Origin of the sequence: Acidaminococcus sp. HCP3S3_G9_1 (assembly GCF_052122455.1) — a bacterium.
Taxonomy (GTDB): Bacteria; Bacillota; Negativicutes; order Acidaminococcales; family Acidaminococcaceae; genus Acidaminococcus.
This window is the reverse complement of sequence record NZ_JBQKCH010000018.1, coordinates 1-14,575: the sequence shown is the minus strand read 5'-3', so window position 1 is coordinate 14,575 and position 14,575 is coordinate 1. Positions and strand designations below refer to the sequence as shown.

Below are 14,575 nucleotides of genomic sequence, written 5' to 3'. Positions count from 1 at the left end.
GTCATATGGAAGTAAATGAAAAGGTCCGCCGATCGTTTAAGTGGACATTTGCAACTGAGTTTTTGAGTAAGCTGATTGTTCCTGTCACAGGAATGGTGCTGGCGAGGATTTTATCGCCTTCTGCATTTGGCGTCGTGGCTTCTATTCTGGTGGCGACGTCTTTTGCGGAGATATTTGCTGATGCAGGATTTCAGAAATATTTTGTGCAGCATGATTTCCAGTCGGAAGAGAGCAAGAAGCGCTGCTTTATCACGGCGCTGATTACGTGCTGTACGGTAGCGCTTTTTTGCTGGCTTTTGATTTGCTTTTTTGCGAAACCGATTGCGGCGCTTCTTGGGGTGCCGGACATATACCGGGGGCTGCAGGTGGCTTCGCTTGGAATCTTGCTGAATTCGTTCAATGGGATGCAGGGGGCAATTTTTCGTAGGGAGTTTCAGTTTCAGCTGCTGTTCAAAGTCAGGGTGATTGCTCTCTTGACGCCGATTTTTGTTTCCATCCCTTTGGCGCTTCTTGGATTTGATTACTGGGCTTTGATTATCGGCACTTTGGTGCAGCAGCTCGCGACCTGTATTTTTCAGGCCCGATATGTGTCAATCCCGGTGTCTTTTCGATTTGATTTTGCCAGCCTGAAGGAAATGCTATCGTTCTCACTGTGGACGCTTTTTGAGTCGATTACGATATGGCTTTCGACGTGGGGGGACCTTTTTATTGTAGGTACGCTTCTAAGCAGTTATTACCTGGGGCTTTTCCGCGGGAGTTCGACGTTGACGAATGCTGCGTTCTCCCTGATAACAGGGGCGATTATACCTGTTCTCTTTTCCGGGCTCTCTCGTGTGCAGTCTGATATGCATGCTTTTCATAGTATGTATTATGACATTGAAAAGAAAGCCATTTTATTTGTGGCACCTATTGGGGTTGGTATTTTTGTTTTTCGGGATATCGCGGTTTCTATCCTTTTGGGGGCGCAGTGGCATGAAGCAGATTTCCTTGTTGGCCTTAGAGGGCTGGTTGGTTGCTTTTCCGTAGTCATCAATTCGATGGGGAGTGAAGCGTTGCGGGCGAAGGGGATGCCTCGTTTATCGGCTCTTTCGCAAATCTTCTATTTCCCTGTCATGTTTGCAGTGTTGTATGTCACGGCGCCATTGGGATTTGACATTTTGGCGATAGGTACTTGTTTGTGCTCTTTGGAATTAGACTGTGTTAAATTGGTTATTTTGAATAGATGTCTGGGATTTTCTTTGCGCAAGCTCATTGGAAGTATTTGCCCGGCCATGGGAAGTGCGGTACTGGCGGGCGGAATGGTGTATCTATTCCGGAGTTTCTTGGGAACAGACAGCATAATGGTTTCTATCATTTCGATGCTGCTTTTTGGTGTGCTATATCTGGGCATTGTATGTTTGAGCCGAGAAAATAGGGATTTCTTGTTAGCAATATTCAAAAAAGTGGAGGCACGAGTTGGTTAAGGGGACGTTGATTAAATCGAACAACGTTTTAATCAGTGTTTCCTTAAGTATGTGGTTCTCTAATGTTGTTTTCGGCTGTTTCATATGTATTTCAGTATGAGTGTTATACTGAAGTAACATATTTATTGTTTTTCTTGACTATAGGTTTGTCATATGAAAAGAGGATTTTATGAAAACTGAAATTGAGTTGAAAGGGAAAGTCATTTTCGTTACAGGTGCGGCTGGTTTTATTGGCGCCAATTTGGTTAAGTGCTTGTTGCAGCGTGAAGAGCCGTGCCAGGTCATCGGCATAGATAATATGAATGATTACTATGATGTGTCCTTGAAAGAATATCGTCTGCAGGAGCTTGTAAAGGTGGCTGCGGCTTCGGAAAGCCGGTGGACATTCATCCGTGGAAATATCGCAGACAAGGCACTGATGGAAGAAATCTTTGCGAAGTACAAGCCGTCGATCGTGGTGAATCTGGCGGCACAGGCAGGTGTGCGGTATTCGATTACGAATCCGGATGTCTATATCGAATCGAATCTGCTTGGCTTCTATAATATTCTGGAGGCGTGCCGCCATTCGTATGATGGTGGTGCACCAGGGGTGGAGCACTTGGTATATGCGTCTTCTTCGTCTGTCTATGGGGGGAACACGAAGGTGCCGTTCAGCACGGATGACAAGGTGGATCATCCGGTGTCTCTCTATGCAGCAACGAAGAAGTCGAACGAACTTCTGGCGCATTGCTATGCGAAGCTGTACAACATCCCTTGCACGGGACTGCGTTTCTTTACGGTTTACGGCCCTGCTGGCCGTCCGGATATGGCGTACTTTGGGTTCACAAATAAACTCCTGGCAGGAAAAACGATTCAGATCTTCAATCATGGACATTGTGAAAGGGATTTCACGTATGTAGATGATATCGTCGAAGGCGTCGTCCGTGTCATGCAGGGGGCGCCAGAGAGAAAAAATGGAGCGGATGGACTTCCGATTCCGCCATATGCGGTGTATAACATCGGTGGTGGTCATCCGGTGAATTTACTGGATTTTGTAGATATCTTGCAGCAGGAGCTGGTACGGGCTGGTGTGCTTCCCTCGGATTATGATTTCGAGGCGCATAAGAAGCTCGTCCCGATGCAGCCCGGAGATGTACCTGTGACGTATGCGGATACGGAAGCACTGCAGAGGGATTATGGCTACTGCCCTACGACGACTTTGCGTGAAGGTCTTCGCAAGTTTGCTGAATGGTATAAGGCTTACTACATCAAATAAGATGTTGTACATAATTGGTAGATCTATTTTTAATAGAAAGGATTTGATTAAATGAATATTGCAGTAGCAGGTACAGGGTATGTAGGTTTGTCTTTGGCAACGCTTCTTGCGCAGCACAATCATGTGATGGCGGTGGATATCATTCCGGAAAAGGTGGATATGGTGAATCACAGAAAGTCGCCAATCCAGGATGATTACATTGAAAAGTACTTGGCGGAAAAAGATCTGGATCTCACGGCAACGATGGATGCGGAGGCTGCGTATAAGGATGCCGATTTCGTCATTATTGCGACGCCGACCAATTATGATTCCAAGAAGAATTTCTTCGATACCAGCTCGGTGGAAGCAGTCATCAAGCTGGTGATGCAGTACAATCCGAATGCCATTATGGTCATTAAGTCGACGATTCCCGTCGGTTACACGAAGAGCATCCGTGAGAAGTTTGGCACGAAGAATATCATTTTCAGTCCGGAATTTCTGCGCGAAAGCAAGGCTCTCTACGATAACCTGTATCCCAGCCGCATCATCGTGGGTACGGATTTGAAGGACGAAATGCTGGTGAAGGCAGCTCATGACTTTGCTTCTCTTCTTCAGGAAGGAGCCATCAAAGAAAACATTCCTACCCGCTTCATGGGATTCACGGAAGCGGAAGCGGTGAAACTCTTTGCCAATACCTATCTGGCCATGCGGGTGTCCTATTTCAATGAACTGGATACCTATGCAGAAGTAAAAGGGTTGAGTACCCAGGAAATCATCGATGGTGTCTGCTTGGATCCCCGGATTGGAGAGTTTTACAACAATCCTTCTTTTGGTTACGGCGGATACTGCCTTCCCAAAGATACCAAGCAACTGCTGGCCAATTATGCTAACGTTCCCGAAACAATCATCAAGGCTATCGTCGATTCCAACAGGACTCGGAAAGATTTCATTGCAGATCGGGTCTTGGAAATGGCAGGATATTATCACGATAACAGCAAGTATGATCCGAAAAAAGAACAGACTATAACCATAGGTATCTATCGGTTGACTATGAAATCCAACTCCGATAATTTTCGCCAAAGTTCCATTCAGGGTGTCATGAAACGAATCAAGGCTAAAGGGGCTCAAATTATTATCTACGAACCAACACTGGAAGATGGGACGACTTTCTTTGGCAGTGAGGTGGTCAATGATTTGGATAAGTTTAAAGCCGAGAGTCACAGTATCATTGCCAACCGGTATGATCATTGTTTAGATGATGTAAGAGAGAAGGTTTATACCAGGGATTTGTTTGGGAGAGATTGAGGAAAAGGGGCTGCCACCGCTGGGATGAGCGGTGGCGGTTTTCGTTTTGAAACAGGGACTATGACAAGATATAAGTTTTATTACAGTTTTTTCCATATGGCTAATTTTAACTATGATATAATATTACTGTAGCGTAATAATTTGGCCATAGTAAGAATTCACTAGAAATTGAATCGATTTTAGCTCTAAATAACTAGCAAATCGATGCTATATTTTTATAGGAGGTTGAAACCTATGTTTGAATCTGGGTTATCATATATAAAAGCTGACTTTCATCTTCATACTCATAGAGATAAAGAATTTAAATATTCTGGGGAAGAAAACTCTTTCGTTAAAAATTATGTTGCTGGCCTCAAAAAGGCAGGTATAAATCTTGGCGTAATTACCAATCATAATAAATTTGATAAAGATGAATATGCAGCTATACGAAGAGTTGCCAAAAAAGAAGGAATTTATATATTACCAGGTGTTGAACTTACAGTTAAGGAAGGCGCTAATGGTATTCATACTTTAATTGTATTTAACCCTAAAGAATGGTTGTCGAACGGCGATAATCATATTCAAACTTTTTTAACAGGAGCATTTGAGACCATTTCGAATCCTGAAAATAGAAATACGCAATGTACATATGATTTAAGACACACTATAGAAAACTTAAATAAATACAATAAAAATTATTTTATTATATTTGCACATGTAGATCAACATAGCGGATTATTTGAGGAATGTAAAGGAGGGTCATTACAAACATTAGCTGGAATAGCATCGTTTAACAATCGCGTATTGGGTATTCAGAAGTCCCGAACCCATGAAAACAAAGAAAGTTTTAAGCGTATTTTTAAATATACTCCAGCATGTGTTGAAGGATCTGATCCAAAATCAATTGAAGAGATTGGAAAAGGTGATAGAGAAACGTATCTTAAGATTGGCGAATATTCATATTCAGCAGTTAAATTTGCATTACAAGATTGTGAGAACAGAGTCTATACATCAATTCCTAGTGTAAAGCATGGATATATAAAAGATATTTCGTTTAAAGGTGGAAAATTTGATGGAGAGAAAATTTTACTTTCTCCTGGCCTTAATACTTTGATTGGAATCAGAGGAAGTGGTAAATCTGCACTTTTAGAAATTATTAGATATGTCCTTGATTTTGAACCTGATATTGATTTTACCTATAAGAAAAATTTAGTTGACAATATACTGGGATCCGGGGGTAAATGCTCGCTGTCTATCGTTGATAAGCATGGGAAAAATTATATCGTTAGCCGTATTTTAAAAGAAAAGACATCTATAACTGATGCAGAAGGAAATCCTCTTACAATTTCACCGAAAAGCCTACTGGATGGAATCCAATATTTTGGTCAAAAAGATTTAGCAAATAGTGCAAACGATGAGAAGCAGCTTATTGAACAACTTATTTCTTCAAGAATAATTCAACAACCTTCTACATCACATTATGAAGACCAATTGAAAGAGGACGTTGACCAACTACTTAATGCTAGTAAAATTCCTAGTCAAATTGATGACGCAAAAATTCATTTGAAAGAAATAGAACATAAAATATCTATATATGAAGAAAAGGGTGTCGCCGATAAAGTAAAAAAACAACTTATTTATACGCAGGATAAGGTTAAACTAGATTCAGCGCAGAGCAAAATTTCAAGTTTAATACAAAACTTAAAAGAAAATTACAACAATAAAGAAAAATTTTCCGAATTCAAAGATTATGAGAGCACTTATAATAACGATATCTTTGATAAAGGGAAAGATATCTTGAATGAAATTGATCAAGAATTTTTAACCATTGGCAAAAGCATTAAACGGATAGAAGAATATAAAATCAAGTTTTGCGATATTATTGATGAATTTTCTAAAAGACAAGAATCTTTTACAGAAGAATTCGCTGAAATCCAGCGTGAAATCCAAAGTGAAATCAAAGATGATACAATAGATACAAATTTACTCATAAAACTAACAAGAGAAAAAGAAAAAGTAAAAGATCAGTTAGCACTGCTTGAAGAGAGAGCACAGTCAAAGGAGAAAATTGAACAAACATTTAAAAAATCTGTTCAGGAAAGGAATGATGTACTTCAACAAATATTTTTTGCTTACAAAACTGAAATAGACAATATTAATGATTCACAAAAAGAATTGAAAATTTCGATTGAGTTTAAAGGTGATAAAGATACGTTCAAAAATGATCTAAAAGAAGATTTCAGAGGAACCGGTATTAGCGATATAAAGTATCAAAAGTTAAGTGAAGTTTTTACCGATTACGTTGCATTAGTAGAAGATTGGATATTAGATTATGGAGAAGAGTTAAAAAAAATTTTAACAGACAATGAATATGATAAACTCAAAGAAAAATTGAGAAATCAATATGCAGAGTTATTGAAAAAGCCTGTGCCAAATAAAGTGGATATATATTATCATGATAAGTTGCTAAAACAACATTCCATTGGTCAACGTGCATCTGCTTTACTCCTCTTTATCCTTACACAAAACAAAAACGATCTGATTATTATAGATCAGCCAGAAGATGATTTAGATAACAAAGTAATATATGATGAAGTGATTAGCACTATTCTCAAAGAAAAGAAAAACATGCAGTTCCTATTTGCAACCCATAATGCAAATATTCCAGTACTCGGAGATGCTGAAAAAGTCCTCACTATTAATTATGAAGATAGGAATATAAGAGTTCTTCAAGGTAATATAGACGCTGAAGATACACATCAACAAATTGTTGACATTATGGAAGGTGGTAAGGATGCATTTGAACGTCGACAATTTATTTATGAATCTTGGAAGTAAAATAAAAAATAAACTTTTGCTTGATAAGCAGGTACTATAATACTGTCCGAGTAAGAGTTTATTTCTGTATAGGCCTGGATATCCCCGGCTTCTGGAAACAGATCATCCGAATCACCATTCCAGTACTGTTCTGCCTGGAAATCGGTGCAGCCGTCAATGGCTGGGATCCCAGGAAACGGAAAGGTACTGTTTGTGGGGAAAGTGCTGGCCTATACGGGATTTTATGGGATTGTGATTTACAGACTGGCTATGAATGAGGAAGAGAAAGCGAAGATACGGGGGATTGTGGGAAAAGTGAAGATGGGGTGAGAATGGCGGCAGAAAGCAGGAGGCTTTCTGTAACCGCAAAATCATCCGGTGTACAACATATAAAGCAATAGGCCCTGCCGACTTTGATTGGCAGGGCCTATTGCTTACTTGCATATATTCTGTACTTCTTCAGACCAGGGCATCACCTGCTGGAGCAGTTCCGGATGGATCTTGAAATCCATATTGGGCAGTTTCTCAAACAGGTAGGTCAGATAGGTGTATGGCTCCAGGCCATTGGCCTTACAGGTCTCGATGATGCTGTAAATCGTGGCACTGGCTTCTGCTCCTTTGGGAGAAGCGCTGAACAGCCAGTTCTTCCGGCCTATGGTGAAGTTCCGGATGGCCCGTTCACAGATATTGTTCGTCATGGCAGCTTCTCCATATTCCAGGTAGGCACTCAACTGCTTCCTGTGGAGGAGAATATATTGGATGGCCTTGCCCAGCGGCGACTTCAGGCGCGGCTGCTCATCCATTTTCGTTTCCAGCCACGTAAAGTAAGCCTCCAGCTTGCTTTTTTCAAGCCGCAGACGTTCTTCTTTCCGTTTTTCCGGATCCAGTTCCGCCAGTTTCTTATCTTCGGCAAAGATTTCCCCCAGTTTCTGGATGGCCTAGCCGCAGGTGGTCTGGGCTACCTCTTCCTTGGGCATGTCTGCCGGGATGGCATTGACGAAGTTCCGCCGGGCGTGCACCCAGCACAGAGCATGGACTTTGCAGGGGACCTTCTCATATCCTGCATACCCATCGGTCTGCAGGATTCCCTGATACCCCTCCAGGAACTTCCTGGCGAACTCACCGCTCCTGCCTTGGCAGTACTGGTAGATCCGTATTTTTTTCAGTTGTTCATATTCCCCATTGGTATACACTCACATGAAGGACTTGGTGGTGTTCTTCCGGTTCTGCTCATTCAGCACCTGGACCGGAGTTTCGTCCGCATGGATCACCGCCTGCTTCAGCAGCTCAGCCTTCATGACACTGACCAGGGGAGACAGCCAGTCCTGGGAAGACCGGATGATCCAGTTGGCCATGGTTGCCCGGGAAAGGGGCAGGCCGATATTCTTCCATTCCTGTTCCTGCCGGTGGAGCGGCACGGCCATCTGGTATTTCTGGACGATGACATGGGCTACGGCAGAAGCGGTGGCCATGGAGTTCTGCAGGACGCTGTGAGGCATCTGAGGCTTCTCAACCACAAAATGTTCCTGCTTCCGGCATTCCAGGCACTGGAAAGATTCCCGGTAGATGTCGATGATCTTGACCTGGGCAGGGATGAACTGCACTTCCGTGCGGATCTTCTCTTTGCCCATGGAGATCAGGGGACTGCCGCAGCGCTTGCAGATCCGTTCATCTTCCGGGAGAGTATACAGTTTTTTCTTCATGGGGGAATTTTTCCAGCAGCTCGGCCCAATCCCGCTTCTGCTTCTTGCGCCGTTTGTGGGCCGGGACTTCGATTTCAGGTTCCGGCGCCGATGGTTTGGCTTCCACTTCGGCTTCATTGAAGAGATTGAGCTGATCCGGACAGATCTTTTCCGCCTTTTCCGTGCGGGAACCGAAGACCGTGTGCCGCAGAGCATGCAGCTGTTGTTTGAGTCTCTGGTTCTCCTCGGACAGACGTTCCACTTTCTGTTCCAGTTCCTTGATCTGTTCTTCGGTTCTCACTGATTCGGCCACGGTTCCGGTCTCCTTCGTTTCATGATGTTTCCATTATACCGGAGGAAAGAACCGAAATCCAGGAAATCCACAGACTTACTATTTCCACTTTTTTCAGATGGTCAGGGACGGATGGACTGTCTGCACCGCTTTTGGCTGATGGATGGAGAGCCCTTCTGTGAGCCAGCGGAGCTGCTGTTGGGAGAGTTCTACCAAATCTTCCGGAGCGTTTGGCCACTGATACCGGCCATTTTCCAGCCTCTTGTACAGCAGCAGGAATCCAGTCTCATCCCACAAGAGAGCCTTGATCCGGTCTTTCCTTCTCCCACAGAACAGAAAGAGGGCAGGCTGATGGGGATCCAGATGGAAACGGGCGGCCACCAGAGCGGCCAGCCCGTCGATGGATTTCCGCATATCCGTGTATCCACAGGCCAGGTAGATATGGTCGGCAGTGATGTTGCGGATTAACACAGGAACACCTCTTTCAGGACCTGCAGCGTGCGCTGCAGGTCTTGCGGAGCTGTTCCCTCAGGGATTTCCAGAGAAGCAGAGCCCACATGGACGGCCATATTTCCGCAGGGAGGATGTTCCTCCTTCGCCAGAGAGACAGCCGCAAATTGGGTCGTACAGACGGGGACCTGAGCATTGGCTGACAAAGCTTCCTTTCTCAGTTCTTTGAGCCAGTAGTACATGGCATGATGGCTCATCTGGCGGGATCTGCAGAACGCCTTGATGCAAAGCCCGCTTTCCTGTTGTTCCTTCAGTATCTGGCTCCAGTATTCCAGTGCCTTTTGGTGTTTGATACGTTGAATTTCTCCCAAAACAAAACCACCTCCAGAGATGAGTAACACGAATGACTCGAAAAAACGACACGCTGCGCACCGTAGGGAAATTCGTTTTTTTCGTGCGATATTTTTAACATCCGTATTATCTCAAACTGAAGGTGGTGATTTCATACACCGGATTTTTAAGCGCTTACTGAATTTTTGCTTTTTTCTACAAAGTTTGGTATCCTATAGGCAACGAAGTGAAGTTCATGATTTTAGAGATGGATTAAAAAAAGTTGCTAAATTTATGATGAAATATTTTTATGATGGGAGAGGTATACTTCAAAGTGTTGTATTCTATTCAAAACATACATGAACTTTTTTCCATAGTTTGTTTTACTGTTCTATTCTTAATTAGCTTTACGGTTCATAGAAAGATAATTCCTAAAGGGTACTTTTCTTTAGATGAAATTGCATATATGTTTGACTTAAAACGCTTTTGGACTGCCTCAAACATTCGCTGCTTTTTTATTGGTGCAATTATATTCCTGGGCTACTATCAGTTCGATATTAAAAGCAAAACAGTTTATTATTCGGCCTTAGGATTGGTATCCTTAATACAAGTTTTCCCTGTTATTATGAAGTATCAATTGTATAAGTTCTGGGAAGGCACTTATCGTTTCAAATTATTTTGTGCAAATATATTTTATGTAGCAGTACTATTTTTTATGGGTTTTGCTTGTTTGGAATTTATGATTCCTGCAATACAAGGCGAAAAAGGATATATAGATACGGTATATCCTTCTATAAACTTTGTGTTGGGAATATTTCTTTACATTTTTCCGCTGTTTATTCAATTTTCTGTTCAACGAAATGCTGACTTTATGAATTCGGTCAGAATAAATTTTTTACATACTGATACAACAATAATGTTAAGAAACATTGATCTGATGAATCGAAAGAATAGTCTTGTTATATATTACAAGGCAGAGATTAAAAAGAATGCGGAATTTTACAAAATGGATCCAGAGCTGTTGAAATCCGTTCTTCTTATCGAGGAATTCAATCGAGGTTCCCTCATTCAATCTTTTATTGAACGGCTACTCATAAACTATTTTCCTGAAATTGTGTTAAAACAGGATATGTCAATTGGATTTGGGCAAGTTAAAATTTCTACAGCGAGCCGCCTTCTAAACATATCTGAGGGAAAAGCATTGGAAGAATTGGCAAATCCAATAAAAAATATTGAAATTTGTGCACGCTATATACGTTTGTTAATTAATCAATATGCAAAGAATCAATTTCGTAGTTCAGTATATAATGATTTATACGATTATATTGCAAAAAATTATATAGGAGCGGCGAAGGCAACAATGTATAATGCCGTTTTGTATGCAGCTATCCTAAGAGGCCGAAGTAAGATTGAAATGGAACAACGTTTACAAAAAGAAAAAGATAAAAAGAACAAGCAAGTTTTTGTTAAGGCTTAAAGGTGTCTTTCATCAACCACTTTTCCCCATTGTCATCATGGGAAATTTCCCATTTTTACCAAGGTACTAGCGGCGGGTTCATTTGATCATGTAGAGTCGGATTAAAACAGCCAATTTTCCTGGAGAGATTTTAAATGGAATGTGGCTAGGCAGCTACTTTCCAAGATCATGTGGGATGGGGGAAGTATGGCGTGGCGATTTGGTTGGGCTGAAAATGGCGATTTCAGATGGGCGCTAATATTTTATCTGTTTCCAAATAAAAAATGGCTTGATAAACTGTCTGCCCAGGATATAGAGCGATTGGTAGAAATAAGAGATCGTACTCATAAGAATTCTGGAAAATGTATAATAGAGATCCTTTTAGGCAATAAACAATCTGCTGAAATTTATTTTAATAAGATGGATGAAGCGGATAAAGAAATCTTCAAGAGGAATCCTATATATAATTTATTGGAGGAAAAGGTAAGTGATAAACAAGAAAAAGCTTGAAATGATATGGCAGCATCTACAAAAAGTCATAACAATTGCTATTTTTGCCTGTATAATTTTTATCTTTTTCGGTGAACAAATAGAGAAGCAACAGGTTGCTGTGAGCTTGTTAAATGCTATGCTTGCTTTTTTCTGTCTATGGTATGGCAGGACCCGACATGCAGAAACAATCTCGAAGCTTCTTTATCTAGGCTTAGCTGAATGTCTTATAATTTGGAAGGCATTAGCTTTTTCGGAAATCTCTCTTTTATATTTTTGTATTAACTTGCTGGTATTAACCGTTTGTTATTTTATTTGCAAATTCTCTTCTCAAAACGATTCTTCCACGGTTAATGAGGAGACGAAACAGAAAATTTTTCCAGAACATCAGGCAGATATGGAAAGACTTGAAAAACTGCTGGAATCGCATAACATGTTGGGGGTTCAGGCTCCCTATGGAGAAGGAAAATCCTTTGTAGTTGATCAGGTATGTGATATTTTTCGGAAGAACAGAAATTGGAATGTGATTCATATAGAATCATTAGCTTACAGCTATGAAGACTTTGATAGGGTACTTGTTCAAAAAATTTTTCAGATATTGAAAGAGAACCATATTTACTCAATATACGCAGCAGAGCTTCTTCAGAATGTAAAAAAGAGTATTTGGGGAAAACTTTCTTTTTCTCATTTTCTTCAATCTCCTTTTGAATACTCATCTACTTTTGTTGGACTCAAAGAAGATCTGAAGCAATTGGAAAATCCACTGCTGATTGTTTTTGAAGATATTGAAAGAGTAGGGTCTCCTAAATATGTAAAGAGATTATTTGCTATTGCTGAGAGACTAAGCAGTGACAAGGCAAAATTCGTGTTAGAATACGATGCTTCTATTTTGGATGAACAGGGGATTGATTTTAAGTATAGAGAAAAGTATGTTCCTTTTGAAATGAATATAAGCGAAATTCCATATAGAACTCTGATTTATAATTTATGGGACGAAACAGAAAAGCCAGAATATGCCAACCAAAATAAATGGGGAATTGAAGATTATCAGAGAATGCCTTTACCTGATAATTACGGACCTCTTTCTTTTGTGCTGCAGCAATTGCATATACAAATAGAGTGGGAAAAGATAGGGGAAGGCAATTTTTCTGTTCGCAGGGTCAGGAATTTTTTAATAGAATCCAAGCTGTATTTATACAAAAGGGAATATCTGGATAAACCTACAAAGAAAATTATTTTAAAGGTATTCTTTTTAAAATTTTTCGTTCACGATTTGTATCTGAAATTCAAACCTGGAAAAATGCTGGAAGACCTCGCTTTGTTTAAAAATGAATATACAGATGTAAATCTTTTAGAATTCTATTCCCATGTTTTAAAAAGTGATAATCCAAATAGTACATTTACCAAATTGATGGAGAATAGGCAAAATCAAGAATCATATTATTTGTTCTGTTTTCTAGGCTATAACTGGTATGATTATGTCCAAAAATTTAAAAAGGAAAAAAATGGTGAGAAGATCTCAGAATCCGATTATATTCAGCATTTACAATATCAGGAAAAAAGAGAACAAAAGAACCGGGTAATATGGAACTTACTAATGAATGGCGAATCAGAGTACAGTAATAAGCAGCTGTTTATGAAACGATTCGTGAACGAAGTACTCGATGCTCAAAATGGAAAATCTCAACAGATTGCCTGGGAAAGACTGCTAGAAGAGGCTTTTAATGAAACTTTGTATAAGGATAACAACGGGATTTTTTATTTCGGAATCAACAATTTTGTTTCACTGGCCGAGAACATGTTTATCTGTGGTTATAAAGAGAAATGGGGAAGCTTTTTTCAATTTTATGAGAGAACACAAAAACATATCGTTATCGATTTGAATTTTGTTAGAATGCTCTATTTTGTAGATGTACAAAGCGAAGATAATTTGCTCATATCCGCAATGGATTTTTTCAATAAAGGGGAACTTATTGGAAATTTGAAAGAGAAAGAAGATTATCATAAGTTTCTTTATAAATATATCGATTCCCTTAATCGATGGAGATTTTGTGAATCTCTGGCTCCGCTTTGTGTAGAAAATTGGAAAGTAATCGGTGGATTTTCATTGAAGAATGAGCAGTTGCTCAATACCTTAAAACAGTTAAATAAGGATGTTGAAAAAGAACTGCATAAAAAGAACAATAAAAAATTAACCCTTCAACTTCAGGTCATCCAAAAGTTTATTTCAAAAAATATTAAGCTAATGGAGATGGAGAAAATGTATCCAGCCAATGAACACAGTGTTAAAATGCATGCAAGATCAATGCATGCTCATCAGAAAGAAATGGACATGATTGAGGAAAAGATAGATAAATATCCTAGCGAAAAGAATGCATTGGTTGAAGCGGAAGAGTTGATGAATAAATTATATGAGGAAGGAAAGTTAAACAGTTATGAATTACGTTGCGAGCAAGATAGTATAAAGCAAAAGAAAAAGTTAATCAAAGAGCAGGAATAGACTCAGATCAAACTTACCATGCAGAGAGCCGGATTAAAGGACAATTGCTGATTGTTATTGCAGTAGCGATTGCAGATAAAAATTTGCTCCCGAAATGAATTTCGGGAGCAAATTGCAAAAGGCAGGCTGAATCAGCGTCTGAGCCGTTTTAAAGGGGGGAATGGGGCCACTGGCCAGTCCTTGGGCGGGCCGCTCGTGGGCGGGGATTGTCAAGAATTTTGTGTTTTTAGTTTAGCCCATCATATTTTTCAATGAGCTGTCCAATCCGATCATCAATCAATAGCTGGTTCCTAACAGCAGGCCAATTGGATACGCGGCCTTTGCCTTTCCATTTTTTATTTTTTAGTTCCAAGATTCGCAGATAAAAGACTTTCATGACGGCTTCGTTATTTTGGAAAGACCCCTTTTTGGTGACCTTTCTGAAGCTGTATTAGAGCCCATCTGAATTAGCCATTTTGAGCCCATCAGATTTGACCATTTAGAGCCCAGCTGAAATCACCATTTTCAGCCCAAACAAATAGCCATTACATATTTTTCCGTTAGCCTTTACAATATAAGTTGCGATCAACAACTTAGAG

At 40.3% G+C, this 14,575-nt stretch carries 12 protein-coding genes and 2 pseudogenes; 8 read left to right on the top strand and 6 right to left on the bottom strand.

Translation table 11 applies throughout. The features are described 5' to 3' along the window. Positions 1-5 precede the first annotated feature (5 nt). The 5 genes from ACTQY1_RS10055 to ACTQY1_RS10035 all read left to right on the top strand — a co-directional run bounded on the left by ACTQY1_RS10055 (position 6) and on the right by ACTQY1_RS10035 (position 7,128). A complete protein-coding gene (locus ACTQY1_RS10055) occupies positions 6-1,463 on the top strand; it encodes a lipopolysaccharide biosynthesis protein (RefSeq protein WP_441374153.1) in 1,458 nt (485 codons plus the stop codon). 169 nt (positions 1,464-1,632) lie between these two features. Further along, a complete protein-coding gene (locus tag ACTQY1_RS10050; RefSeq protein ID WP_441374152.1) occupies positions 1,633-2,718 on the top strand; it encodes an NAD-dependent epimerase/dehydratase family protein in 1,086 nt (361 codons plus the stop codon). Between the two features lie 51 nt (positions 2,719-2,769). Then, positions 2,770-4,002: a nucleotide sugar dehydrogenase gene (locus ACTQY1_RS10045; protein ID WP_441374151.1), complete on the top strand. Its 1,233-nt coding sequence runs from the start codon at positions 2,770-2,772 to the stop codon at positions 4,000-4,002. Positions 4,003-4,236: 234 nt separating this feature from the next. Then, a complete protein-coding gene (locus ACTQY1_RS10040; protein WP_441374150.1) occupies positions 4,237-6,819 on the top strand; it encodes a TrlF family AAA-like ATPase in 2,583 nt (860 codons plus the stop codon). Between the two features lie 156 nt (positions 6,820-6,975). Continuing rightward, positions 6,976-7,128 (top strand): hypothetical protein, encoded by a 153-nt coding sequence (locus ACTQY1_RS10035; protein ID WP_329777204.1) that lies wholly within the window; start codon positions 6,976-6,978, stop codon positions 7,126-7,128. A 104-nt stretch (positions 7,129-7,232) separates the two neighbouring features. Here the strand turns inward: ACTQY1_RS10035 and ACTQY1_RS10030 are convergent, their stop codons facing one another. The 5 genes and pseudogenes from ACTQY1_RS10030 to tnpA all read right to left on the bottom strand — a co-directional run bounded on the left by ACTQY1_RS10030 (position 7,233) and on the right by tnpA (position 9,593). Next, positions 7,233-7,382 (bottom strand): transposase domain-containing protein, encoded by a 150-nt coding sequence (locus ACTQY1_RS10030; protein WP_441374164.1) that lies wholly within the window; start codon positions 7,380-7,382, stop codon positions 7,233-7,235. A 33-nt stretch (positions 7,383-7,415) separates the two neighbouring features. Further along, positions 7,416-8,501: pseudogene (gene tnpC / locus ACTQY1_RS10025) on the bottom strand (IS66 family transposase); the annotation flags it as partial. Then, positions 8,467-8,793 carry a transposase gene (locus ACTQY1_RS10020; RefSeq protein ID WP_022488205.1) on the bottom strand — a complete coding sequence of 109 codons (327 nt, stop codon included), beginning with the start codon at positions 8,791-8,793 and terminating at the stop codon, positions 8,467-8,469. The gene ACTQY1_RS10020 and the pseudogene tnpC, both read right to left, overlap by 35 nt. Positions 8,794-8,886: 93 nt before the next feature. Then, positions 8,887-9,243, bottom strand: coding sequence for an IS66 family insertion sequence element accessory protein TnpB (gene tnpB / locus ACTQY1_RS10015; protein WP_441374149.1), 357 nt, complete (start codon positions 9,241-9,243; stop codon positions 8,887-8,889). Continuing rightward, a complete protein-coding gene (gene tnpA, locus ACTQY1_RS10010) occupies positions 9,237-9,593 on the bottom strand; it encodes an IS66 family insertion sequence element accessory protein TnpA (protein WP_441374148.1) in 357 nt (118 codons plus the stop codon). The genes tnpB and tnpA overlap by 7 nt, the downstream gene beginning before the upstream one ends. A 269-nt stretch (positions 9,594-9,862) precedes the next feature. Here tnpA and ACTQY1_RS10005 point away from each other — a divergent pair, with 269 nt between their 5' ends. The 3 genes from ACTQY1_RS10005 (at position 9,863) to ACTQY1_RS09995 (ending at position 13,997) form a co-directional block, all read left to right on the top strand. After that, the gene (locus tag ACTQY1_RS10005) at positions 9,863-11,029 is read left to right on the top strand and encodes a hypothetical protein (protein WP_022488208.1); all 1,167 of its coding nucleotides are present in this window, start codon (positions 9,863-9,865) and stop codon (positions 11,027-11,029) included. 186 nt (positions 11,030-11,215) lie between these two features. Beyond that, on the top strand, positions 11,216-11,518 hold the full coding sequence (locus ACTQY1_RS10000) for a hypothetical protein (protein WP_441374147.1): 303 nt from the start codon (positions 11,216-11,218) through the stop codon (positions 11,516-11,518). Further along, positions 11,496-13,997, top strand: a complete 2,502-nt coding sequence (locus tag ACTQY1_RS09995; RefSeq protein ID WP_441374146.1) for a P-loop NTPase fold protein — start codon at positions 11,496-11,498, stop codon at positions 13,995-13,997. The genes ACTQY1_RS10000 and ACTQY1_RS09995 overlap by 23 nt, the downstream gene beginning before the upstream one ends. 226 nt (positions 13,998-14,223) lie before the next feature. Here ACTQY1_RS09995 and ACTQY1_RS09990 read toward each other — a convergent pair. Continuing rightward, a pseudogene (locus tag ACTQY1_RS09990) lies at positions 14,224-14,424 on the bottom strand (IS256 family transposase); the annotation flags it as partial. Positions 14,425-14,575 lie beyond the last annotated feature (151 nt).

Coding starts and splice junctions, on each gene's coding strand:
- ACTQY1_RS10050 (WP_441374152.1), top strand. CDS start 1,633: ATGAAAACTGAAATTGAGTTGAAAGGGAAAGTCATTTTCGTTACAGGT.
- ACTQY1_RS10005 (WP_022488208.1), top strand. CDS start 9,863: ATGATGGGAGAGGTATACTTCAAAGTGTTGTATTCTATTCAAAACATA.
- ACTQY1_RS10055 (WP_441374153.1), top strand. CDS start 6: ATGGAAGTAAATGAAAAGGTCCGCCGATCGTTTAAGTGGACATTTGCA.
- ACTQY1_RS10035 (WP_329777204.1), top strand. CDS start 6,976: ATGGCTGGGATCCCAGGAAACGGAAAGGTACTGTTTGTGGGGAAAGTG.
- ACTQY1_RS10000 (WP_441374147.1), top strand. CDS start 11,216: ATGGCGTGGCGATTTGGTTGGGCTGAAAATGGCGATTTCAGATGGGCG.
- ACTQY1_RS10045 (WP_441374151.1), top strand. CDS start 2,770: ATGAATATTGCAGTAGCAGGTACAGGGTATGTAGGTTTGTCTTTGGCA.
- ACTQY1_RS10040 (WP_441374150.1), top strand. CDS start 4,237: ATGTTTGAATCTGGGTTATCATATATAAAAGCTGACTTTCATCTTCAT.